The organism is Pseudomonas sp. B22(2017), assembly GCF_002113105.1.
Lineage (GTDB): Bacteria > Pseudomonadota > Gammaproteobacteria > Pseudomonadales > Pseudomonadaceae > Aquipseudomonas > Aquipseudomonas asiatica.
In genome coordinates this window covers 189,615-211,667 of record NZ_NEJN01000008.1, presented here as the reverse complement: position 1 = coordinate 211,667, position 22,053 = coordinate 189,615, and the positions used below count along the sequence as shown (strand labels likewise).

The window sequence follows — 22,053 nt, the reverse complement described above, 5'->3', positions numbered from 1 at the left end:
TAAGGAGCCGCCAGTCCCGCGCAGAGGACATTCCCCACAGGTCGCATGGGCCTTGATCCCTGATAACACTCAACATTCTTGGCGGGATGACGTGGGGCGAGGATCGGAGACCAGGCGATGAGGTGATTCGACATGGCATTGGTGGGTAGACGCGATGGCCGTAATTTCGGCTACGGCAGGCAACTGAGCTACGCAGGGCCGCAGGCGTTGAAAGACATGTTCGGCGGCGGCCACTACGGCACGGTGAAGGCACACTGTGATCGGTGGCAGGCATTCGTCAGATGGTGCCGCTCCGAACAAGGGCCCGGTATCAATGATGCGCGGCAGATTGATCGGAAGGTATTGGCGGACTATGCGGCGTACCTGCGCGACGTGGTAAGGCGCGGTGACCTTGCTGTCAGCACCGCACAAAACCGCCTATCCAGCGTTAACAGGACAATGGCGGCGCTGCGCGGTGATCAGAGTGTGAAATTGCCCAGTCCGAGCAAGGCGTTGGGAATGCAGCGCACCGGAGTTCGCCAATCGGCTCCGCAAGGCCAAGACCGCGAACAGGTTAAGCAGATCGTCGATGCGCTTTGTCGCGATCATCAGCAACGGGCCGCAGCGATTGTTCTGTTGGCGCGAGCCACCGGCATGCGCTTGCGTGAGGCCATCTTGGCTGACCTGCCACGGCTGAGCCGTGAGGCTCAAGACTTAGGCCGGATCAACATTCAGGACGGCACCAAAGGCGGGCGCGCCGGAGCCTTGGCGCCACGCTGGATTGCGGTGAACGAACATGTTCGAGCTGCACTTGGGTTTGCACGGCAGGTGTCACCTGCGGGTAGCCGCAACCTGATTGCACCAGATGAAAGCTACCTGACTTTAATGCAGGAAATCATCCGCCCTGCGCGGGACATCCTGCATGACCACAACCTCAAAGGCTTCCATGAGCTACGAGCAGCGTACGCATGTGAGCGCTATGAGCAAATCACCCAGCACCACGCACCTATCAACGGCGGGCAATGCTACCAGTTAGTAAAAAACCTTGATCGTAAGGCCAGAAGGCAAATCAGCTATGAGCTGGGGCACGGTCGAATCGATGTGGTCGCGGCCTACATTGGAGGAAGCATGTGAGTAAGCCATTCGATATGGAACTGTTCTTGGCTGCGGTGATGGCGGGATCGTACGCAACGCGGCAGCGCCATATACGCCAGGCGAAAATCATTCAGGCTGAAATAGCAGAGCGCTGGCAGCAACAGACGCCTTGGGCTTGGAAGAAAAAACACTTAGATTGGTTTCTTGAGCATAGGCTGAGTCAACGCAGCGGTTCTACACGGTATTACTATTTGCTCACCGTGCGACTGATCGCTCGTCGTTTACTAAAAACATGGAATTTCTATGAATGAGACCGGCTTGTATTGACCCATACCTGCCGTTGGCGTCAGCATAGATCTTCTGGTGAGCGGGCGTGGGCAGTCAAGAGCTGGCCCTTTCCACACTTCCCTACACGTCAGCTAGACAGCTCCTAGGCCGATTGGTAACGTCTAGCAATGACGTCACTTTGGCTGGTGTAACAAGTAGTTAAAATCGTTCGATTCGCTCGCTAGGACGGGCTAAAGCCAGACAATTAACCAAGAGTTAAGAACATGATGGAAACTACTCCTGAACGATGGGAACGCTTTCTTGACCCAGATTTGGTCAAACCCTCTCTTTTTCTAGCGACGATGTTCATCACAGCTTTTGAGATACTTAAAAACTCGACGATTGACCGTCTTCGCAATTTCTATACAAATGGGCGGGACGAAACCGGCCCGATCATTAGCGTGGAGTACCAAAATAGAGTTTTGTCTCGTAACAAGAGCGCGCTTTATGCATCTCTTGATTGGTTGCAAGAAAGTGGAGCACTAGACAGCAAAGATCTTGAGCAGTACGAAAAACTCAAAAAAACTAGAAACTTGTTAGCACATCAACTGTTCGAGGTGGTCACAGGTCAGGTCGAGTCTAATCATGAAGCTCATTTCGAAGAGTTGTTAGAGCTGCTGCGAAAAATAGAAATATGGTGGGTTGTTAACTTTGAAATTGCCACCAACCCAGATTTTGACGAACAGCATATTGATGAAGCAAGCATAGTTCCCGGCCCGATCTTGTCACTGCAAATGCTTATTGAGGTGGCATCTGGTAATACTGAGCTTCTTGAGCACTGGCGCAAAGCACAAAAGTAGCGCAGAGCAGGCTCCAACAATTAATACGTGGACCCCATCCACAAGTAGCGGGCGAAGATTTCATTTACCACTACCGTATTTTTCTCTCTCTCGATGACCGCTATTGGCTTATAGCATTTAGCGGCGACCGGCAGCTCCCGATCCTTAGACGCCGTTGGTGATGTACAGAAATCGATCAGAACCAGTCCCGTGGAAATATGGCATGCCTCACGAAAGCAATATTAGTCGGTCAACGTTGACGATGGACATGCTGCTACCGCCTTAGACTCCTCGCCCTCATCCGCGCGGAGTCGCCATCACAGTGGATGGCAATGATCGTTTTTTGCTCATGCAAGACGAAAAAATTCTTGCCCGGCAATCAGCCTCTAGGCTATTTTTGCCTAAATTTCGAAAGTACTCCCCCATGCTAAAAGCACTTATTGTTCTAATCGGCGTAATGTGTATCGCAGTTTTGATAACGTGGCTCGGTAAGCCAGCGTGGCGCCCCGCAATTGAAAGCGCATCTTCTGTTTTCTCTCTGGTCGCAAGCGTTGCAGCGCTCACTGTATTCGCTCAGCTTTACGTAACTTTCACTCAGTCTAATGAGGCTGCAGCCGAAAAAGATCGATTAGCTAGAGCACTACTTGTATCTAGAATTACCGCACTTTCAGCCGAAATCACATCAAACATTCAGATCTGCAACCTAATGCAGGAAGAGAAGTATCTTTATCAGTCCGGCACGACGGTTCCCGGCATTAAATTTCAAGTATTCGTAGCGTCTGATCTGGTTAGCTCTGGCGAAATCACACACCATCAACTACGCGCCGAATTAATGTCGCTAATCATGCAAATGGAAGCACTTAACTCAATAATTGATCGGAGTGCGTACCAAATGAGTTTTAGCGGAGCGTTTGGTAAAGAAGGGAGCGAGGCCATGAAAATGTCTATGGTGGCATCAATGCAGTTGTTGCTATCTAAGACGCCTCCGCTGAAGGTCCAACTTGCCGCGACTCAGCCACTAATCGAAGAATTGCTTCAAGATCCAAACAAGTATGCAGATGAGAGTACCTGCGAGGTAGGTTAGTACCAGACGGACTAATTCGTTGAACCAGGATTCATGATATGGCTCACCAACCTGGCTGACTACAAGGACGCCTACCGTTGTCGCTTTCAGACACTAAAAGTTTGCGTTAGGGCCGCACGAAACTGAAGGCTAATGCACGAACGGATACTTCTGGTCGATTGCAGGCCTTCGTAAAGGTTCGTATAGCCCAAACGTTTGAGTACTTCTTATCAAGGGCTGCCCTTATTTACGCCTAGCAAAAGAAATGAAAGGGGTACAATCCAAGGACCAACATTTATGTCAATCTCCATCGCTAGCTTCTTCCACCCGTATGCAAAGTTTCTCCATGGCGCAGCCTACAATCTGCACCAAGTTTTGGAAGGCCTGGACGTTGTGTCATCAAGCTTCACCGAGCGTGACGCCGCTGGGAAAATCATTGCCGGCTATTGGTCGCCCGATCAAGCGATGGTGATTACGCTAGGCTATTTGGTAATGCTGTCGCTGTTGGTGATTCCAATGCTTGCAGCGGCAGCCTATACGGTAGGCAAGAAGCAGGGCCTACTCACATTTTTGACGCTATTACTCTTGCCAGGTGTGTTGAACTGCGCGGGCCTATTTCCGACGATTAATTACCTTCCTACTCGTTACACTATCCATGGTGTGGGAAACCTAGGAAGTGAGATTGGGCTGATTCCCCTATTGATGCTGTGCGCCATCATTGGGTGGGGCATCATGGTTCTCGCGTATGACAACCTCAACCTTACCGATCGGTTCCGTCAGGTCTACGATCATTTCTGGTTCCCGATGGCATTGGTCGCCGCAGTGTTCTTCGTATCAGACAACGGCGCAAGTGAGGACAATGCTATGCTGAAAGGGACGACGGCAGGCATCCAGGAAGCAAGCGGCTATTTGCTAAGCCAAATTAGGCGCTACGACGACTACTGCAAGGCCAATGGACTAAGTGATTTGAAGTCGTGCCAGTGGAGCCGCTATTCGCAGTGGACTTTCACAAAAATCAAAGAAGGTGAAGCTAACTACTTCATAACATTCGCGCCAGATGACTCTAAAGGATTTTACTCAGCGAGTCGTTGGACGTTAAGCGATGACGATGTCATTTCGATTCGAAAAGAGATTGCCGAATACAATCAAAAACTATGCCCAGTAAAGAACCTATCCCGAGACATTTCACAGTCATCGCCGATCTCGAGTACCTGCGAGTATGTCCCTCACTATTTTTGTTCTGTCAAACCTGATGGCCCCCAAGGTCTTGTGAGCGACGGTATAGGCAGCCACACTGTAGCGTTGGCCAGCGAATGCATTATTCCTCGGCTCGCCGCTGCTAAGCCCTATTTGAAGCAGTTGTCGGCGCTGGTTGGCCAGCATGATCAAGCCAAGAATCATCGCTGGCTATATTTCCTCGCTGTCGCCGCTGCGGTTGGTGCAAAAGTGGCCTTGGCCACCACCAAGCTATGCCTGATTGATGCGCGACCCGTAGCTGACAGGCGTCGCGTCTTTCGCGCGGCTCGACTCCGCATAAGCCAGGGCGTGCATTTACTGAAACGCCTACTGGTCGGTTCAGGCCGATGGGTAAGTTACGTTGCAATGTGTACATCCAACCTCTTCAAGCGGGGATAGCAAGAGGAGCTCTGGACCATGCTGCAAGTGACAATCATTGGCTGTTAGCTCTGATCTGCGCAGGGCAACTATGGGTCGATAGCTGCCACTCATAGCGAGCAGCTAACGGCCAACAGGAGCCCTTCGTCAAAGTCAGTTCATGGCCTTTTTTGCTTTTCCTAAACGACGGGTATGGGTTAAGGCCATCTCATGATGGACGAATCGGCTGTGGGCGTCCGAGTAGCGGGTGCCTCCGGCCCAGGAACTCAATCTTGTGTCTACGAGAATCAAGGTGTGCTTGCTGCTAGCGCTCGTAATGCGAGATCGAGTGTCAGGTTCGTATGCCATATTCGGATGAGGCCCAACCACCGCTGTATAGCCATCATCGAGCCATCATGTCATCATGCTGCTCATACGGCTATTGAATCGTGCCCCCCTACATTATCGCCAGCTGTAAATACATTTAAATTAAAAGGATTTAAAATGCTTCAAAATTTGAAAATCGCTCTCCTTACGAAAGAACAAAACGTATGGTTCATACGCGCAGAAAAAGGAAAATATGCTAAACACTTTCGAGCCGGGGGTGTGATAGCAATCGAGCATTTGGAGAGGGCGTATAGTGGAAATATTCCCAGCGCGCTACCTACCGAAGAGTTTCTTAAGGTACAACTATTAGCAAATGAAAAATATAGCGAATTTCGCGACAGCACAGACGGAAAAGAGAGTCGCAAGCTTAATAGAGCTGGATTCAATATTTTAAGTCAGATTAGACGGTTTTCAAATGAAATCAAGTGTGGAGACCTTATAGTTACGCGAAACGAAAAGGATGACGGCTATAGTTTCGGAATCTGCAGTGATACTATTCCTTATATCGACCACACCCCTATTCGCATACCAACCACCAAAAAAGATGGCACACTTGGCTTTGAACGATCCTCATTAGAGTATAAATTGAGAAAGCGAGTAATTTGGGGACCGTCAATTTCTCGATCTGAGCTACCTGGCGCAGTTAGAAAAGCTACAAGCGGCCAGCAAACAGTTACTTCCTTAAATAACCACAAAGAGAAAATATTTCACTTAATTTATCCGTTTTTCACGGATGGCGAGTCACTATTCTTTTCAAACAAAATCAAAACAAGTCACCGTGTAAATGCACTTGCTGTAGGCAAGCTCTTCCAAAATGTCGCACTAATCAAAAGCCTAACCGAGATCCTTCTTAGCGAAGAGCATTTCGATATAAATCGGTTGGCGCAGCTTGCCGAAAGCGCAGTACTTTTGGGGACGAGCGACATAGTCACCTGTCAAGCTGAGTTTATGTCGCCAGGTGATATGTGGTGTAGAATACCGCTAATTGGCGAATCCCTTACAAATCAAATTTTTGCTTCCGTCTTGGCTTGCCTACTACTTACCGGACAAGTAGGCGCCGAGGAGATAGCCAGCCTGACAAATAACGAAGCCGCACCGACACTGGCTATAAAAAAAGACACAAACGATATATTCTCTGACAAGTATAAAACCCCCGCCATATCTCAGAAACTAAAATCTATTGCCAAGGCCGCCAGCTCTCAAGCTGAAAACATTGAAAGTCAAGATCACTCAATCATTGAGGTAAAAAAGAGTCTCAACCTAAGCCTCACTAAGGTAGATACTGAAAAGCTCGAAGCATTCGAGTTTGGTATCAACGTGCTGGAGATAGGGAAATCTCATGAAAATCGTTGAGCCAATCAGCAGCGCACTATTAATAACAGGATGTGTCTATGCCGCTGGCACAAGCCAAAACAGTGCTTTCATGCGAGAGTTCGGCATTAATCCAGAATTCAGCCAACCATCTATCGACAAGATACTATATGATGGAGGGCTTATCACCTTTGAAATATTTTACGGCCACTTAAAGTTATTCTTCTTGTTATTTTTCATCATTGCTATCTTGCTGGCAGTAGCCTGGTCTGTAGCCAAATTAACTAGCCCTGGCTCCGCGATAGCGAATATACCCAGCTATTTTGGTCAAATAAAAAGCGCACTGCAATACACCCCGCTTGGCTTCCTGTTGCTCCTTTATATAATATACCTGTGTTTTTCGTCCTACCAAAAATCACAAGAAGTCGGAATCAAGCTTTCAGAGACTTTTATTGAGAGATGCCACTGGGTAATCTTAAAGGACAAGGAAAGCACAACTAAGGCTTGCGCCTTCAGGAAGGATAAAGACTCTATTTGGTACTACAATATCAAAGATGGCGATTTGAACATAAACTCAAAATTACTAACAGAGCTAGGCCAGGTTACCTATTTGGAGCCCCAAAAAAACTCGATCGCATCGGAGCTTCACTAGAGAACGTTTGTAAGCCAGGCGCTGTTTTAACCAGTAGGACCCCACTGCGAAGGGCTGCTATAGGTCGAGAGCTGCCATTCGAGGCAGGCAGCTAACGGCCAAAAGCAGACACTAAATCTAGCCCCCAAAACCGAGGCGATTCACTTTGATGATGCGATACGCACATCTTTCGCTAGATCGCCTCTAGGATTCGGTACGGATTGGCCCCCTACTTGCTGACCTTCTTCAGTTCACTGCTCTGGCCATCCAGTAGCTTTATATAATTTCTTAAATTAACGTCAAAGTTTTCTCTTTCTCTAGAACGTACATTTAGAAAATCTTTGTTACTGGGTATTTGCTTTACATCTGCAATCAAATCATCGTAACTTCTGTAGGCCATACTATTTATAGCCATTATTCTTTCTGATGCGTCTTTCGCATCATTCATTTTGCCCTGCACTATAGCGATTGTGAGGAGCCCTCGAAGCGGGTCGACGCTTGAGAGGTAGTCGCTTTGCGAGTCGAACGCCGCTTTTGACTTGTTGAAGTACTCTATAGCTTTATCATAGACGCCAAGTCGCATAAAATACCAACCTAGCTGCTGGGATCGCCAGCCAGTGCTTGGAGCACTCTCGTGAAACTTGGCTTGTATCTTATATATATCAGGCTCATAGTCCGTGTAGCTATTGGCATTAACTATGGCGAACAATAGATTGTCATATATTGTGACTTGCATTTTTTTAGGGAATTTTTCTATCACTTTCTCCGCAGTCAGTTCGTGAAGTTCTTGCGCGGCCAAATCATACTCACCGCTTAATAGAAGCGACTGAACAGAAAAAAGTTTTTCGTATGGAGCCAATTTTACTTCTGCTTGTGACTGCACTTGCTGCTCAATAAATTTATAGGATGCTGACAAGGACAGTAAGAATCCACCTATGGCAGAGAAAGCAATCATAAGAGCTTTGCTTACAGCAGGATGTCTCTCAAGAAGCGCCATGAGATCTGCTAGAAAGCTTTTGGAGGGAGCGGTCGTCTGAACGGTGTCGGTATTTGGACTGGGTATTTGGTGTCGCGTTGTGCTTTGGTTTGTCATTTTATGCTTCTAGGCGATGCGGCGATTTTTCAACATTTTATACTGCACAAACGGAAATACGGAATACCCCCAGATTCCTTAGAGAAATCCAATCCTCAACGAAAGGTTGTTACGTAACTGCGGCGCGGTACGTGTTTAGTCGTTTGCTGCCTGTGGTGAAGTGCAGCATTGGGTCGAAAGAAGCCCTCTACCAACCATAGATTTGGGTCGTTTTCTGCCGATCGGCTTGATTAGCTTGCCTATCTATCTTGCATGCACGAATGGCCTCTACGCTCAATGTGGACAGCAATCCGGCTGGCAGCCACAGGCAAGACAAAGCACAAAAAAACTGCGAAGGGAGCAAAACCCCTTACAATCCACGATCTGATTTCCTACACATTTCCCCACCGAAGCCCAAGAGATAGCCCCGTGAGTGACTCAGACAGCTCGTCCGCGCCACTGGTTGACGTAGTGAGGCTTGCCGCATCCCTCCAACAGTTCGCAGATGATCGCGACTGGCAGCAGTTCCACTCCCCCAAAAATCTCATCCTGGCTCTCACTGGCGAGGTAGGCGAGCTGTGCGAGATTTTTCAATGGATGAGCGATGCCGACTCGATCTCCGCCGCAACAGATCCCGAAATCGGCCAAGCCGTGAAGGACGAACTGGCGGACGTACTGATGTACCTGGTTCGCCTGAGCAGCGTACTCGGCATTGACCTCAACGAGGCCGTGACACAGAAACTCGCCTCGAATGGCCAGAAGTACCCCGTAGATAAAGCCAGAAGCAACAGCAAAAAGTACGACCGACTCTGACCAACACGCACCTAAGGACAACCCGTGATCGTTTACGCTGCGACCAAACAGCAATTTCTCAAAGACAACGATAACGATGACATTGAGGAGGTGATCCTCAGGCATTACAAGGAAGCAACCGGCAAGAACGTTGGCACCTCGGAAATCAGGTCGTGGCAAGGGTCCCTAACGTACATGGCCAAGGTCCTTAGAGATGAGGGCCTGCCGAGCGATGCGGGCCTGGCCATTGAATTGCACATTCCGCAGTCGTCGAAGCGAATCGACTTTCTACTCACCGGTCGCGACGAAAAACAGGCAAAAAAGGCCGTACTGATCGAGCTGAAGCAATGGAGCAAGGCCAACGCCACGACCAAAGACGCCATCGTCAAAACGGCGTTGGGTGGCGGCCTCATTGAAACCATTCACCCGTCCTATCAGGTATGGTCCTATGCAGCGCTGCTGGAAGGCTTCAACGAGGCGGTGTATGACAAAAGCATCGAAATCCGTCCGTGTGCCTACCTCCATAACTACGTCAGCGACGGGGTCATAGATTCAGCCCACTATGAGCCCCACATCAGCAAGGCTCCGCTGTTTCTGAAAGGCCCGGAAGAGCTCAGTAAACTCAGAGCCTTTCTGAAAAAGCATATAAGTCATGGCGACAACAAAGAGGTTCTTTACGAGCTGTCCGAAGGAAAAATTCGCCCCTCCAAGGCGCTAGCCGAAGCCCTTGGGGGGTTGATGAAAGGCAAGCCCGAGTTCGTATTGATTGACGATCAGAAAGCAATTTTTGAGTCGGCGCTGGCGGCGGCAAGCGAGGCCTCGGACCAAGCATCCAAGGTGATGATCATCGAAGGTGGACCGGGCACCGGAAAAACTGTTCTGGCTATCAATCTGCTGGTGAAGCTCACCGAATTGAAGCTGATGAGCAAATACGTCTCCAAGAATGCTGCCCCTCGCAAGGTCTACGAAAGCAAACTGGTTGGCACTATCAAGCGTAGCCATTTCTCGAATTTCTTTTCAGGCTCTGGGGCATTCATCGACACTGAGCCCAACACATTCGATGCGCTTATCGTAGACGAGGCTCACCGGCTGAATGAGAAAAGCGGGCTTTATGGAAACCTTGGGGAGAACCAGATCAAGGAGCTGATTGACTCAGCGAAATGCTCCATTTTCTTCATTGATGAGGACCAGCGTGTAACCTTGAGCGATATCGGCAGCAAGCAGGCGATTCGCGCCTTTGCGAAAGCCAAGGGTGCGGTGGTTGAAGAACACGTGCTGTCTTCGCAGTTTCGCTGCAGTGGTTCTGACGGTTACCTGGCATGGCTGGATGACACGCTAGGCATTCGCTCGACGGCAAATCCGACGCTTGAGACCCAAGAGTACGAGTTTAAGGTGTTCGACTCACCTCAGGCGATGCATGACGCAATCAACGAGAAAAACCACGGGAACAAAGCTCGTGTGGTCGCGGGCTATTGCTGGCCTTGGTTGAGCAAGAAAGACCCCACCGCTGCTGATATCGTGATTGGTGACTACAAACGCCAATGGAACCTGGATCAGGATGGCAGCCTATGGATCATCGCTGAGAACTCCATTGAGCAGGTTGGCTGCATTCATACCTGCCAAGGTTTGGAAGTCGACTACGTCGGGGTGATCATCGGGCCAGACCTAGTCGTACGTGACGGTAAGGTCGTGACATCCCCAGATGAGCGCGACAAGCACGATAAATCGATTCGCGGCTGGAAAAAAATGATGAAAGAGCAACCTACACTCGCGAAAAGTGAAACAGACCTGATCATCAAAAATACGTATCGAACCCTGATGACACGCGGGATGAAGGGTTGCTACCTGTACTGCACCGACAAAGAGACTGCGCAGTACTTCGAGAGTCGGCTTAGCCAGCACGGTAATCATTGACGGTATCGTCGTCAGGAGCTCCTGTACGTGCGAGTGGGGACATCGTACGCGCAGGGGCGACAATCAACAGCACGACCATTTGCTTGATAGATTTGGACCCGATTCGCGTTTGGGGGGGGTTCACAAAAGCACCATCCATCGGAGTCCAGACCACGCTGCGTTCCAGCTGGTATTCCAAGCAAGTTGACCAATAAATTATTAACTAGAAAAAAACAGATAGATACCGACTGGTTTCAAATTACCCCGGCGCTCTCGATGCATGGGTCGCGCACTCCGTAGCACGACCAGTGAAAAGCTGCTTACGGTCCAACACAAGAAGTTCAGCCCGCAAATCTATTCGCCCACACCGGCCCTCATCACTTAGCGCAGGGAACATCCGTAGCTGGACAGCGAATCGAACCAGGTTAGCCTACCCCTTTACGATACGCCTGCTCAGTTAAGAGGTTCGCGAAACGATGCGCGCAGCTATCTTGCCTAACCGAATCACAAGATTGATTAATGAAACAAGCGAAGCCTCTAAAAAACCAAGAACTCCAGAAACAACAAAGCCACCCGAAGGTGGCTTAGTCGTTTAAATAATGGTCGGGACGGAGTGATTCGAACACTCGACCCCTTGCACCCCATGCAAGTGCGCTACCGGGCTGCGCTACGCCCCGACTGGGCTTTGAAGCATGTTCTCAATGCTACCGAGAACGTTGAAGAATGTACCCTAACCTCCTGATAAATGAAAGCTTTTTCTCAAAAAATTTCACTCATCAAAAACCCAGGTCACTTCTTCAACACCACCAACACATCCTCCAACTCGACAATCATCTGCCGAATCAGCTGCTTGTACTGGCTAGACTCATCCTTGGCCTCATCACTGGAAAGCCTCAACCGAGCCCCGCCAATGGTGAACCCCTGGTCATAAAGCAGCGCGCGAATCTGGCGAATCATCAGCACATCCTGCCGCTGATAATACCGCCGGTTCCCCCGCCGCTTCACGGGATTGAGCTGATCGAACTCCTGCTCCCAATACCGCAGCACGTGCGGTTTTACCGCACAAAGCTCACTCACCTCACCAATGGTGAAGTACCTTTTGCCCGGTATGGGGGGCAGTTCGTCGTTATGGCTTGGTTCCAGCATAGGCCTCAACCCGGGCCTTCAACTTCTGCCCTGGACGAAAGGTGACGACGCGCCGTGCAGTGATCGGGATTTCTTCCCCTGTCTTGGGGTTGCGGCCCGGCCGCTGGCGTTTGTCGCGAAGGTCGAAGTTGCCGAAACCGGACAGCTTGACCTGCTCGTTCTCTTCAAGTGCGTGCCGAATTTCTTCAAAAAACAGCTCGACCAGCTCCTTGGCCTCACGCTTGTTAAGCCCCAGCTCCTCGTACAGCCTTTCGGCCATCTCAGCTTTCGTCAGAGCACCCATGCCGTTATTTCCTTAACGTGGTGTTCAACCTTTGTTCGAGCGAGGTGAGGATGTTTTGCAGTGCGGCGTTCACCTCATCGTCGTTAAGAGTGCGCGATGGATGCTGCCAGGTCAAGCCGACGGCAAGGCTTTTTCTATCAGGATCAATGCCTTTACCTTGGTAGACATCAAACAGCCTGAGGTCTGTGAGCCATTCGCCTGCATTGTCACGAATTACTTCAAGCACCGAGCTAGAAGCTACATCACGTCCTGCGATCAAAGCCAGGTCGCGGCGGGTTTCCGGGAACTTGGACAGCTCGCTGAATTTCGGCAGGCGGCCTTCGACCACGTCGCCCAGCACCAACTCGAACAGGAACACCGGGCGGTCCAGGTCCAGGGCTTTGGCCAGCTCTGGGTGGATGGCGCCGAGGTAGCCGACCAGTTTGCCGTCACGCTCGATGGCGGCGGTCTGGCCTGGGTGCAGGGCTGGGTGCTTGCCGGCGCTGAAGGTGAAGTCGCTCAGGGCGCCGGAGTAGCCCAGCAGGGCTTCCACATCGGCCTTGACGTCGAAGAAGTCGACGCCGTCGCGGCCGTTGGCCCAGCCTTCTGGCAGGCGGCTGCCGGTGACAACGCCGGCGATCATCGGCTGCTGCTTCAGGTCGCCGAGCTGGCCGACGAAGCGCAGGCCGCTTTCGAACAGGCGCACGCGGTCTTGCTGGCGGTTCAGGTTGTGCTGCAGTGCCTTGACCAGGCCCGGCCACAGGGACGCGCGCATGGCGGCCATGTCGCTGGAGATGGGGTTGGCCAGCAGCAGCGGCTCTACGCCCGGGCTGAACAGTTCGAACAGTTTCGGGTCGATGAAGCTGTAGGTGATGGCTTCCTGGTAGCCGCGGGCAACCAGCAGGCGGCGCAGGGTCGGCAGGTCACCGCGGGTTTCCGGCTTGCCCTGGGGGGCCAGGCGGGCTTGCGGGTAGCGAACCGGCAGGTTGTTGTAGCCGTACAGGCGGGCCAGCTCTTCGATCAGGTCCACTTCCAGGCTGATGTCGAAGCGGTGGCTTGGGACGTTGACGGTCCACTGCCCTTCTTCAATCTTGGTGGTGGTCAGTTCCAGGGCGTTGAGCAACTGCTCGACCTGGGCTGGGTCCATTTCCATGCCGAGCATCTGGGTGATGCGTTCGGCGCGCAGGGTAACCGGGGCCACTTGCGGCAGGTGTTGTTCGCTGACGGCTTCGACAACCGGGCCGGCTTCGCCGCCGACGATGTCCAGCAGCAGCTGGGTGGCGCGCTCCATGGCTTCGCGGGCCAGCTGCGAGTCTACGCCGCGCTCGTAGCGGTGCGAGGCGTCGGTGTGCAGGCCGTAGGAACGGGCTTTACCGGCGACGGAGATCGGCTCGAAGAAGGCGCTTTCCAGGAACAGGTCGCGGGTTTTTTCGGTGTTCACACCGCTGTGCTCGCCACCCATGACGCCGGCGATGGCCAGGGCGCGGGTGTGGTCGGCGATTACCAGGGTGTCGGCGCGCAGGGCAACTTCCTGGCCGTCGAGCAGGACGAGCTTCTCGCCCTCTTCGGCCATGCGTACGCGGATGCCGCCGTTGATTTCTGCCAGGTCGAAGGCGTGCATCGGCTGGCCGAGTTCGAGCATCACGTAGTTGGTGATGTCGACGGCGGCGTCGATGCTGCGCACGTCGCTGCGGCGCAGGCGTTCGACCATCCACAGCGGGGTCGGCTTGCTCAGGTCGACGTTGCGGATGACGCGGCCCAGGTAGCGTGGGCAGGCAGCCGGGGCGCTGACTTCGACCGGGCGCACTTCGTCGTGGGCAGCCGGTACGGCTGGCACTACCGGGCGGGTGACCGGGGTGTCGTACAGGGCGCTGACGTCACGGGCAAGACCTGCGATGGACAGGCAGTCGCCGCGGTTGGGGGTGAGGCCGATTTCGATGCTGGCGTCGTCCAGGCTCAGGTACTGGCGAATGTCTTCGCCAACCGGGGCGTCGGCAGCCAGTTCCAGCAGGCCGTCGTTCTCTTCGCTGATCTGCAGCTCGGCAGCCGAGCACAGCATGCCGAAGGACTCGACGCCGCGCAGCTTGGCCTTCTTGATCTTGAAGTCGCCTGGCAGTTCGGCGCCGATCATGGCGAACGGGATCTTGATGCCTGGGCGGGCGTTAGGGGCGCCGCACACGACCTGGAAGGTTTCCTGGCCGTTGCTTACCTGGCACACGCGCAGCTTGTCGGCGTCCGGGTGTTGTTCGGTGGCGAGGATTTCGCCCACGACGATGCCGCTGAACTGGCCGGCAGCGGGGGTAACGCTGTCTACTTCGAGGCCGGCCATGGACAGGCGGGCGACCAGTTCGTCACGGGAGACTTGCGGGTTTACCCAACCGCGCAGCCACTGTTCACTGAATTTCATGCTGTTCTCCTAGAATGTGCGTCGATTGGGCCTAGCGGAATTGGGCAAGGAACCGCAGGTCGTTATCGAAGAACAGACGCAAATCGTTGACGCCGTAGCGCAGCATGGCCAGGCGCTCGGCGCCCATGCCGAAGGCGAAGCCCTGGAACTCTTCAGGGTCGATGCCGGACATGCGCAGCACGTTCGGGTGCACCATGCCGCAGCCCATCACTTCCAGCCAGCCGGTCTGCTTGCACACGCGGCAGCCTTTGCCGGAACACATCACGCACTGGATGTCGACTTCGGCGGACGGCTCGGTGAAGGGGAAGAACGATGGACGGAAACGTACCGCCAGTTCTTTTTCGAAGAACACGCGCAGGAATTCTTCGATGGTGCCCTTGAGGTCGGCGAAGTTGATATCGCGATCGATCAGCAGGCCTTCGACTTGGTGGAACATCGGCGAGTGGGTGATATCCGAGTCGCAGCGGTACACGCGGCCCGGGCAGACAATGCGGATTGGCGGCTGGGTGGACTCCATGGTCCGCACCTGCACCGGCGAGGTGTGGGTGCGCAGCAGCATGTTGGCATTGAAGTAGAAGGTGTCGTGCATCGCCCGGGCCGGGTGGTGGCCGGGGATGTTGAGCGCTTCGAAGTTGTGGTAGTCGTCTTCCACCTCTGGGCCTTCGGCAATGCCGTAGCCGATGTGGGTGAAGAACTGCTCGATGCGCTCGAGTGTACGGGTGATCGGGTGCAGGCCACCGGTGGCCTGGCCGCGGCCTGGCAGGGTGACGTCAATGCATTCGGCAGCCAGGCGAGCGCTGAGCTCGGCTTCTTCGAAGGCGGCCTTGCGGGCATTGAGCACAACGGTGACGCGCTCTTTGGCGTCGTTGATCAGCGCGCCGACTTTCGGCCGCTCTTCGGCTGGCAGGTTGCCCAGGGTCTTCATCACCTGGGTCAGCTCGCCTTTCTTGCCGAGATAATTCACCCGGATCTGTTCCAGGGTATTGATGTCTTCAGCGCGCTCCACGGCCTCTAGGGCTTGGGAGACCAACGCATCCAGGTTTTCCATGTACAGACTCCAGATACGAAAATAGGGGAAGAGCTTTGAAGGCTCTTCCCCTATCGATGACGTTCAATGCCCGACGGCGCTAGCGCCGCCGGGTGATTGTCGCGGGTACTTAAGCCAGAACGGCTTTAGCTTTCTCGACAATCGCAGCAAACGCCGCTTTTTCGTTCACTGCCAGATCGGCCAGAACCTTACGGTCGATTTCGATCGAAGCCTTTTTCAGGCCAGCAATCAGACGGCTGTAGGACAGACCGTTGGTGCGGGCACCGGCGTTGATACGAGCGATCCACAGTGCGCGGAACTGACGCTTCTTCTGACGACGGTCACGGTAGGCATATTGACCTGCCTTGATGACAGCCTGCTTGGCAACGCGGAATACGCGCGAGCGTGCACCGTAGTAGCCTTTAGCCAGTTTCAGAATTTTCTTGTGACGCTTACGAGCGATGACGCCACGCTTAACACGAGCCATGAGTAACTTCCTCTATCTAAACCAGAATTAACGTACGCGCAGCATGCGCTCGACTTTTGCCACGTCAGACGGGTGCAGCAGGCTGGCACCGCGCAGTTGACGCTTACGCTTGGTCGACATTTTGGTCAGGATGTGGCTCTTGAAAGCGTGCTTGTGCTTGAAGCCGGAAGCGGTCTTCAGGAAGCGCTTCGCAGCACCGCTCTTGGTTTTCATTTTTGGCATGTTGGAACTCCGCATTCGATAAAATTACACAATAATCATCAGGCCTGCCGTGCCCGGGAGATTACTTCTTCTTTTTGGGGGCGATGACCATCATAAGCTGGCGTCCTTCCATCTTCGGATGCTGCTCAACGGAGCCGTATTCGGCGAGGTCGGCTTCGACCCGCTTCAACAGCTCCATGCCCAGCTCCTGGTGGGCCATCTCACGGCCGCGGAATCTCAGAGAGATCTTGGCCTTGTCCCCATCGGTAAGGAAACGTACCAGGTTGCGTAGTTTTACCTGGTAATCCCCTTCTTCCGTCCCTGGACGAAACTTGATTTCTTTGATCTGGATCTGCTTCTGGTTTTTCTTGGCTTCGTTGGCCTGCTTCTTCTTCTCGAAGAGGTGCTTGCCGTAGTCCATCACCTTGCAGACGGGCGGTTGCGCGTCGGCGGAGATTTCCACCAGATCCAGCTTCGCTTCATCAGCGATACGAAGCGCTTCATCAATCGAGACGATGCCAATCTGCTCGCCGTCAGCGCCAATTAACCGAACCTCGCGTGCCGAGATATTCTCGTTGATCGGGGCTTTCGGTGCAGTTCGTTTATCGTTTCTCATTTCACGCTTAATAGTCATTACTCCGATTCTAGGCGACCGCGCTGGGCAACAGCGCTGTTGAGCAGCTGCGTGAATTCAGCCACCGGCATGGAGCCGAGGTCTTTGCCTTCACGGGTGCGTACGGCGACGGTCTGCGTTTCGACTTCGCGATCCCCTATAACCAAAAGGTACGGGACCTTGAGCAAAGTATGCTCGCGGATTTTAAAGCCGATCTTCTCATTTCTCAAGTCCGACTTGGCACGGAAACCGCTACCGTTCAGGGTATTTTCCACCTCGAGGGCGAAATCGGCCTGCTTGTCGGTAATGTTCATGATCACGGCCTGGGTTGGGGCCAGCCAGGCCGGGAACACGCCAGCGTAGTGCTCGATCAGCATGCCGATGAAGCGCTCGAACGAACCGAGGATGGCGCGGTGCAGCATGACCGGGCGAACTCGGCTGTTATCTTCGGCGATATAGCTGGCATCCAGGCGTTCCGGCAGGTTCGGGTCGTACTGCAGGGTACCGCACTGCCAGTTACGGCCGAGGCAGTCGCGCAGGGTGAACTCGATCTTCGGGCCGTAGAAGGCGCCCTCGCCCGGCTGGTATTCCCACTCCAGGCCCGATTCGTTCAAGGCGTCGGCCAGTGCGCCTTCGGCACGGTCCCACAGCTCTTCGGAACCCACGCGCTTGGCCGGGCGGGTCGACAGCTTCATGGCGATGTCGGTGAAGCCGAAGTCCTTGTACACGTCCAGGGTCAGTTTGATGAAGTCGGCGGCTTCTTTCTTCACCTGTTCTTCGGTGCAGAAGATGTGCGCGTCGTCCTGCACGAAGCCACGCACGCGCATGATGCCGTGCAGGGCGCCGGACGGCTCGTTACGGTGGCAGGCACCGAACTCGGCCAGGCGCAGCGGCAGGTCGCGGTAGCTCTTCAGGCCTTGGTTGAACACCTGCACGTGGCACGGGCAGTTCATCGGCTTGACCGCGTAGTCACGGCTTTCCGACGAGGTGGTGAACATGTTCTCGGCGTAGTTGGACCAGTGGCCGGAACGTTCCCAGAGAATGCGGTCGACAACCTGCGGGGTCTTGATTTCCTGGTAGCCGTTGACGCGCTGGACCTGGCGCATGTACTGCTCGAGTACCTGGTACACAGTCCAGCCGTTAGCGTGCCAGAACACCATGCCCGGGGCTTCTTCCTGCAGGTGGAACAGGTCGAGCTGCTTGCCGATCTTGCGGTGGTCGCGCTTTTCGGCTTCTTCGATGCGCTGGATGTACGCAGCCAGCTGCTTCTTGTCGGCCCAGGCGGTGCCGTACACGCGTTGCAGCTGTTCGTTCTTGGCATCACCGCGCCAGTAGGCGCCGGACAGCTTGGTCAGCTTGAATGCCTTGAGGAAGCGGGTGTTCGGCACGTGCGGGCCGCGGCACATGTCGACGTATTCTTCGTGGTAGTACAGGCCCATGGCCTGCTCGTCCGGCATGTCTTCGACCAGGCGCAGCTTGTAGTCTTCGCCACGGGCCTTGAACACGTCGATGACTTCGGCGCGCGGGGTCACCTTCTTGATGACGTCGTAGTCCTTGTCGATCAGCTCCATCATGCGCTTTTCGATGGCGGCCATGTCTTCAGGGGTGAAGGGGCGCTCGTAGGCGATGTCGTAGTAGAAGCCTTCGTCGATGACCGGGCCGATCACCATCTTGGCGGTCGGGTACAGCTGTTTCACCGCGTGGCCGACCAGGTGGGCGCACGAGTGACGGATGATCTCCAGTCCCTCTTCATCTTTAGGGGTGATGATCTGCAGGGTGGCGTCGTTGCTGATCAGGTCGCAGGCATCGACCAGTTTGCCGTCGACCTTGCCGGCCACAGTGGCCTTGGCCAGGCCGGCGCCGATGGAAGCGGCGACTTCGGCTACGGATACGGCATGATCGAACGAACGTTGACTGCCATCGGGAAGAGTAATAACGGGCATGGCGCCTCCTCTCCTAGTGGTGACCCCTACCAAAGGTCACGTGGGTTGGGATGAGCCAGTACAAGATCCGACCTGCCTTCCCGCAACGGGAAGCCTGCCTCACAGTGGCAGAAGCCTTTCGGCTTGCCAGGGACGAACCAGAGTGACTGGAAAGAAAAAAGATAGCTGCAAGCTGCAAGTTGTCAGCTGCAAGCCGGGCATGCTAGCACGCGGGTTGCACGCCAGGCAGAAATATTTGGAAATTACGCCGCAGCGGTGAACTAACGCGGAAAAATTCCTATCAGACCTTGGGAAGCAACCTACTCTTGATGAGACCTTAACCCAAGGAGTAACTGGTTATGCGAGTTCCGTCTCTTCTGGCCCTGGCGGCCGCTGGGGCCCTGCTGCTGCCCATGGCTGCGAACGCCGGCAACTTCCCGGCCGGGAAGGAAGCCGCCTACATGACCCAGTGCACGCAAGTGGCTCAAGGCCAAGGCGTTGACGCTGCGGCCGCGAAAAAACACTGCGACTGTGGCGCGCAAACCATCAAAAAGAATTTCACCGACGCGGAAATTGCCGACCTCGACAGCAACGATGGCGTGGACGCCAAGCTGATGCAGAAGGCCCAGATGGTCGTGAAACAGGCCTGTGCACCGAAGAGCTGAAACCTTAAAGCCAGAGCAGACCAGCCATTCTTTGAGCTGGATCAACATCCTGCGAAGGTAAAAGGCGCTAGATGCGCAGAATTAGACTATGATGTGTTCCGTGCTCCGTAGCCTCGGCCGCATTGCACCACTGAAAAAACTAAATGTTCTGGAGATTCACCCATGTCCAATCGCCAACAAGGCACCGTCAAATGGTTCAATGATGAGAAAGGCTACGGCTTCATCACCCCAGCAGGCGGCGGCGACGACCTGTTCGTTCACTTCAAGGCCATCGAATCTGACGGCTTCAAGAGCCTGAAAGAAGGCCAGACTGTTTCCTTCGTCGCCGAGCGCGGCCAGAAGGGCATGCAGGCTGCACAGGTTCGTCCGGAGTAATTCGGATAGCTGTAAAAAACCCGCCCTTGTGGCGGGTTTTTTTATGGGTGCTGCATGGGCTGAAGGGGTTGGCCCATGCGGGCGCGGCTTTTTTTGTGGGAGCGGCCTTGTGTCGCGAAAGGGGCGCGTAGCGGCCCCAGGGTTTCAGCTCTGCAGCCTATAATGCCGGGGCCGCTTTGCGGCCCTTTCGCGACGCAAGGCCGCTCCCACAAGGACCGCGTGTCAACCGCAGTTGACGCGAACCACCTTGCCCTGCTCGTCCACATTCAGGTTCAAGCGTTCGGAGCGGTACTCGAGGGTAACCACGTCGTGCGGCTTGAGAATGCGGGCCATCTGCGAGCCACTGGCCTTGCGCGCCTGCTCCAGCAGCTCGGCGCTGGCAAGCTTGCCAATGGCGAAATCGGCGCCGCTGGCTTCGCAGCGGCCATCGTTGCCTGCCGGCGTGGCAGGCGCAGCGCCACCAGCAGAATTGCCACCAGTGCTGCAACCAGCCAGGACAGCAGCCACCGCCAAGGTTGCCAGGTAAGCACGGGTACGGAACATGAAGCCTCCTAAATCGGTCCGGGAACTGTCTGATCCGACAGTTCCGCTGATCTTTTGTTGCAAAACCGGTCAAGTCTGCCTGAACTCGCCAGCCGAGGCGAAAACGCAATCGTGACCGGATTTTGCACAAGCCGCTGCGTTTGCCATATGCTTAAGCCGCAAGGTCACTGACGCAAAGTCATGATTTAGTGCAAGAAGTGGAGCGCACCCCGCCTCCATCGAACACCAGGGTCAGGTGTTCGCCCCTTCGTCCCGGGCCCCAAGCGAGAGCCTTTCATGAGCAGCCACAGCATCGAAGCCGATATCAAGGTCAAATGGGCCGAAGGCCAGAGCGCGTACAGCCCTGGCACGCCGGAGGAGTTGCTGCTGATTGCCATCGACCTGCTGGTGCGCGATCGCGGCGCCGAGGCGGCACGCAGCTTCTTCGACCAGGTGTTCGAGCGCTACGCGCCGCACACGGCTATTCCAATCGCGCCAAACGGGCGCTGAGCAGGTCGAACAGGCCCTGGGCATCGCCCTCGCCCACCCACATCACGTTAGCCGGCTGCTTGAGCACGCCGTACCAGTCGGCAAGGGTCTGGCCGAAGCTGGGGCCTTCGCGGCTGTCGATGCTCATGTGGATACGCCGGCCGCTGAACAGTTCGGGCTTGAGCAGGTAGGCGATGACGCTGGCGTCGTGCACCGGGCCGCCGGGCATGCCGTACAGGTCCATGTCGTGGGTGATGTAGGCGTTGAGGATATCCACCACCCGCTTGCTGGCCTGGTTGTTCACCGCCGCCAGTTGCTTGAGGCGGGCGTCGCTGGTCAGCAGCTTGTGAGTGACGTCCAGCGGCAGGTAGGTCAGCTGCACGCCGCTGGCCAGCACCACTTCGGCGGCATGTGGGTCGGCATAGAGGTTGAATTCCGCCGCCGGGGTGATATTGCCACCGTTGAAATGGGCACCGCCCATGACCACCACTTGCTTGATGCCTTTGGCGATATCCGGGCGCTGGATCAGCGCCAGGGCCAGGTTGGTTTGTGGGCCGAGCATGGCAATGGTAATGCTGTGGGGCTTGGCGGTGCCCAGGGTGTCGACCAGGTATTGCACGGCATTGCCCTGGGCCAGCGGCGCTTTCGGTTCGTGAACCTGGATGCCGGTGAGGCCTTCTTCGCCGTGCACCTCGGCGGCGTAGATCGGCTTGCGCACCAGCGGGCGGGCGGCGCCGGCGTACACGGGGATGTCTTCGCGGCCGGCCCATTCGCGGGCCAGGCGGGCGTTGCGCGAGGTCTTTTCCAGGCGCACGTTGCCGGCCACGGTGGTGATGGCGCGGATGTTCAGCTCGTCGGGCGAGGCCATGGCCAGGAACAGCGCGACCACGTCGTCGGCGCCGGGGTCGGTGTCGATGATCAGGTCGATGGGGGCGGCCTGGAGGGTGGTGGCTGCGGCCATGAGAGCGATTCCTTGTAGCAGGGGTTTGAGCATGGGTGGCACTCCTGTTGCCTG

Annotated in this window: 23 protein-coding genes and 1 tRNA gene; 12 read left to right on the top strand and 12 right to left on the bottom strand. The window is 54.8% G+C overall.

The annotated features are described in order from the left end of the window. Positions 1-132 precede the first annotated feature (132 nt). The 7 genes from CAG18_RS17840 (at position 133) to CAG18_RS17815 (ending at position 7,186) form a co-directional block, all read left to right on the top strand. Positions 133-1,113, top strand: a complete 981-nt coding sequence (locus tag CAG18_RS17840; RefSeq protein ID WP_085721289.1) for an integrase domain-containing protein — start codon at positions 133-135, stop codon at positions 1,111-1,113. Further along, positions 1,110-1,385, top strand: coding sequence for a hypothetical protein (locus tag CAG18_RS17835; protein ID WP_085721288.1), 276 nt, complete (start codon positions 1,110-1,112; stop codon positions 1,383-1,385). Before CAG18_RS17840 ends, CAG18_RS17835 begins: the two co-directional genes overlap by 4 nt. Before the next feature lie 240 nt (positions 1,386-1,625). Further along, on the top strand, positions 1,626-2,201 hold the full coding sequence (locus CAG18_RS17830; RefSeq protein ID WP_218191473.1) for a hypothetical protein: 576 nt from the start codon (positions 1,626-1,628) through the stop codon (positions 2,199-2,201). A gap of 301 nt (positions 2,202-2,502) precedes the next feature. Next, positions 2,503-3,264 carry a hypothetical protein gene (locus CAG18_RS26685; protein ID WP_143492669.1) on the top strand — a complete coding sequence of 254 codons (762 nt, stop codon included), beginning with the start codon at positions 2,503-2,505 and terminating at the stop codon, positions 3,262-3,264. Positions 3,265-3,540: 276 nt separating this feature from the next. Further along, positions 3,541-4,878, top strand: a complete 1,338-nt coding sequence (locus CAG18_RS17820) for a hypothetical protein (RefSeq protein WP_085721286.1) — start codon at positions 3,541-3,543, stop codon at positions 4,876-4,878. Positions 4,879-5,340: 462 nt separating this feature from the next. Continuing rightward, a complete protein-coding gene (locus CAG18_RS26680; RefSeq protein ID WP_143492668.1) occupies positions 5,341-6,576 on the top strand; it encodes a hypothetical protein in 1,236 nt (411 codons plus the stop codon). Beyond that, positions 6,563-7,186, top strand: a complete 624-nt coding sequence (locus CAG18_RS17815; protein ID WP_085721285.1) for a hypothetical protein — start codon at positions 6,563-6,565, stop codon at positions 7,184-7,186. The genes CAG18_RS26680 and CAG18_RS17815 overlap by 14 nt, the downstream gene beginning before the upstream one ends. Positions 7,187-7,394: 208 nt before the next feature. On the opposite strand, the gene CAG18_RS17810 is transcribed toward CAG18_RS17815, so the two are convergent. Further along, positions 7,395-8,258 carry a hypothetical protein gene (locus CAG18_RS17810; RefSeq protein WP_143492667.1) on the bottom strand — a complete coding sequence of 288 codons (864 nt, stop codon included), beginning with the start codon at positions 8,256-8,258 and terminating at the stop codon, positions 7,395-7,397. Positions 8,259-8,666: 408 nt separating this feature from the next. Between CAG18_RS17810 and CAG18_RS17805 the strand changes: the two genes are divergently transcribed. Both CAG18_RS17805 and CAG18_RS17800 read left to right on the top strand, forming a co-directional pair. Next, complete coding sequence (locus tag CAG18_RS17805; protein ID WP_085721283.1) at positions 8,667-9,050, top strand: nucleotide pyrophosphohydrolase; 384 nt, start codon at positions 8,667-8,669, stop codon at positions 9,048-9,050. Between the two features lie 24 nt (positions 9,051-9,074). Further along, positions 9,075-10,943, top strand: coding sequence for a DUF2075 domain-containing protein (locus CAG18_RS17800; RefSeq protein WP_085721282.1), 1,869 nt, complete (start codon positions 9,075-9,077; stop codon positions 10,941-10,943). 579 nt (positions 10,944-11,522) lie between these two features. Here the strand turns inward: CAG18_RS17800 and CAG18_RS17795 are convergent. The 9 genes from CAG18_RS17795 to thrS form a co-directional block, all read right to left on the bottom strand. Further along, a tRNA-Pro gene (locus tag CAG18_RS17795) sits at positions 11,523-11,599 on the bottom strand. A gap of 112 nt (positions 11,600-11,711) precedes the next feature. Further along, entirely contained in the window at positions 11,712-12,068 is a 357-nt protein-coding gene (locus CAG18_RS17790; protein ID WP_003250681.1) for a MerR family transcriptional regulator, read from the bottom strand. Continuing rightward, a complete protein-coding gene (gene ihfA / locus CAG18_RS17785) occupies positions 12,049-12,351 on the bottom strand; it encodes an integration host factor subunit alpha (RefSeq protein ID WP_003250679.1) in 303 nt (100 codons plus the stop codon). The genes CAG18_RS17790 and ihfA overlap by 20 nt, the downstream gene beginning before the upstream one ends. Positions 12,352-12,355: 4 nt before the next feature. Beyond that, complete coding sequence (pheT, locus tag CAG18_RS17780) at positions 12,356-14,737, bottom strand: phenylalanine--tRNA ligase subunit beta (RefSeq protein WP_085721281.1); 2,382 nt, start codon at positions 14,735-14,737, stop codon at positions 12,356-12,358. Between the two features lie 31 nt (positions 14,738-14,768). Further along, positions 14,769-15,785: a phenylalanine--tRNA ligase subunit alpha gene (gene pheS / locus CAG18_RS17775; RefSeq protein ID WP_013972006.1), complete on the bottom strand. Its 1,017-nt coding sequence runs from the start codon at positions 15,783-15,785 to the stop codon at positions 14,769-14,771. A 109-nt stretch (positions 15,786-15,894) separates the two neighbouring features. Then, a complete protein-coding gene (gene rplT / locus CAG18_RS17770) occupies positions 15,895-16,251 on the bottom strand; it encodes a 50S ribosomal protein L20 (RefSeq protein ID WP_003250671.1) in 357 nt (118 codons plus the stop codon). Between the two features lie 27 nt (positions 16,252-16,278). Further along, entirely contained in the window at positions 16,279-16,473 is a 195-nt protein-coding gene (gene rpmI / locus CAG18_RS17765) for a 50S ribosomal protein L35 (RefSeq protein WP_003250667.1), read from the bottom strand. Positions 16,474-16,534: 61 nt separating this feature from the next. Further along, positions 16,535-17,086 carry a translation initiation factor IF-3 gene (infC, locus tag CAG18_RS17760; RefSeq protein ID WP_013972005.1) on the bottom strand — a complete coding sequence of 184 codons (552 nt, stop codon included), beginning with the start codon at positions 17,084-17,086 and terminating at the stop codon, positions 16,535-16,537. Continuing rightward, positions 17,086-19,008 carry a threonine--tRNA ligase gene (gene thrS, locus CAG18_RS17755; protein ID WP_013972004.1) on the bottom strand — a complete coding sequence of 641 codons (1,923 nt, stop codon included), beginning with the start codon at positions 19,006-19,008 and terminating at the stop codon, positions 17,086-17,088. Before thrS ends, infC begins: the two co-directional genes overlap by 1 nt. 338 nt (positions 19,009-19,346) lie before the next feature. Between thrS and CAG18_RS17745 the strand changes: the two genes are divergently transcribed. Next, positions 19,347-19,652, top strand: coding sequence for a hypothetical protein (locus CAG18_RS17745; RefSeq protein WP_015269791.1), 306 nt, complete (start codon positions 19,347-19,349; stop codon positions 19,650-19,652). Positions 19,653-19,814: 162 nt separating this feature from the next. Further along, a complete protein-coding gene (locus tag CAG18_RS17740) occupies positions 19,815-20,027 on the top strand; it encodes a cold-shock protein (RefSeq protein ID WP_003250656.1) in 213 nt (70 codons plus the stop codon). 222 nt (positions 20,028-20,249) lie between these two features. On the opposite strand, the gene CAG18_RS17735 is transcribed toward CAG18_RS17740, so the two are convergent. Continuing rightward, complete coding sequence (locus CAG18_RS17735) at positions 20,250-20,570, bottom strand: I78 family peptidase inhibitor (protein ID WP_023660761.1); 321 nt, start codon at positions 20,568-20,570, stop codon at positions 20,250-20,252. 276 nt (positions 20,571-20,846) lie between these two features. On the opposite strand from CAG18_RS17735, the gene CAG18_RS17730 reads away from it, so the two are divergent. Then, complete coding sequence (locus tag CAG18_RS17730) at positions 20,847-21,059, top strand: hypothetical protein (protein ID WP_003260960.1); 213 nt, start codon at positions 20,847-20,849, stop codon at positions 21,057-21,059. Here CAG18_RS17730 and CAG18_RS17725 read toward each other — a convergent pair. Continuing rightward, entirely contained in the window at positions 21,031-22,032 is a 1,002-nt protein-coding gene (locus CAG18_RS17725) for a nucleoside hydrolase (RefSeq protein WP_043935508.1), read from the bottom strand. The two genes, CAG18_RS17730 and CAG18_RS17725, sit on opposite strands and share 29 nt — an antisense overlap. Positions 22,033-22,053: the final 21 nt, after the last annotated feature.

Bases quoted from the DNA above. Each gene is read 5' to 3' on its own strand.
- CAG18_RS17840 (WP_085721289.1), top strand. From the start codon at position 133: ATGGCATTGGTGGGTAGACGCGATGGCCGTAATTTCGGCTACGGCAGG.
- CAG18_RS17830 (WP_218191473.1), top strand. From the start codon at position 1,626: ATGATGGAAACTACTCCTGAACGATGGGAACGCTTTCTTGACCCAGAT.
- CAG18_RS17820 (WP_085721286.1), top strand. From the start codon at position 3,541: ATGTCAATCTCCATCGCTAGCTTCTTCCACCCGTATGCAAAGTTTCTC.
- CAG18_RS26680 (WP_143492668.1), top strand. From the start codon at position 5,341: ATGCTTCAAAATTTGAAAATCGCTCTCCTTACGAAAGAACAAAACGTA.
- CAG18_RS17815 (WP_085721285.1), top strand. From the start codon at position 6,563: ATGAAAATCGTTGAGCCAATCAGCAGCGCACTATTAATAACAGGATGT.
- CAG18_RS17810 (WP_143492667.1), bottom strand. From the start codon at position 8,258: ATGACAAACCAAAGCACAACGCGACACCAAATACCCAGTCCAAATACC.
- CAG18_RS17790 (WP_003250681.1), bottom strand. From the start codon at position 12,068: ATGCTGGAACCAAGCCATAACGACGAACTGCCCCCCATACCGGGCAAA.
- ihfA (WP_003250679.1), bottom strand. From the start codon at position 12,351: ATGGGTGCTCTGACGAAAGCTGAGATGGCCGAAAGGCTGTACGAGGAG.
- pheT (WP_085721281.1), bottom strand. From the start codon at position 14,737: ATGAAATTCAGTGAACAGTGGCTGCGCGGTTGGGTAAACCCGCAAGTC.
- pheS (WP_013972006.1), bottom strand. From the start codon at position 15,785: ATGGAAAACCTGGATGCGTTGGTCTCCCAAGCCCTAGAGGCCGTGGAG.
- rplT (WP_003250671.1), bottom strand. From the start codon at position 16,251: ATGGCTCGTGTTAAGCGTGGCGTCATCGCTCGTAAGCGTCACAAGAAA.
- rpmI (WP_003250667.1), bottom strand. From the start codon at position 16,473: ATGCCAAAAATGAAAACCAAGAGCGGTGCTGCGAAGCGCTTCCTGAAG.
- infC (WP_013972005.1), bottom strand. From the start codon at position 17,086: ATGACTATTAAGCGTGAAATGAGAAACGATAAACGAACTGCACCGAAA.
- thrS (WP_013972004.1), bottom strand. From the start codon at position 19,008: ATGCCCGTTATTACTCTTCCCGATGGCAGTCAACGTTCGTTCGATCAT.
- CAG18_RS17745 (WP_015269791.1), top strand. From the start codon at position 19,347: ATGCGAGTTCCGTCTCTTCTGGCCCTGGCGGCCGCTGGGGCCCTGCTG.
- CAG18_RS17740 (WP_003250656.1), top strand. From the start codon at position 19,815: ATGTCCAATCGCCAACAAGGCACCGTCAAATGGTTCAATGATGAGAAA.
- CAG18_RS17735 (WP_023660761.1), bottom strand. From the start codon at position 20,570: ATGTTCCGTACCCGTGCTTACCTGGCAACCTTGGCGGTGGCTGCTGTC.
- CAG18_RS17730 (WP_003260960.1), top strand. From the start codon at position 20,847: ATGAGCAGCCACAGCATCGAAGCCGATATCAAGGTCAAATGGGCCGAA.
- CAG18_RS17725 (WP_043935508.1), bottom strand. From the start codon at position 22,032: ATGCTCAAACCCCTGCTACAAGGAATCGCTCTCATGGCCGCAGCCACC.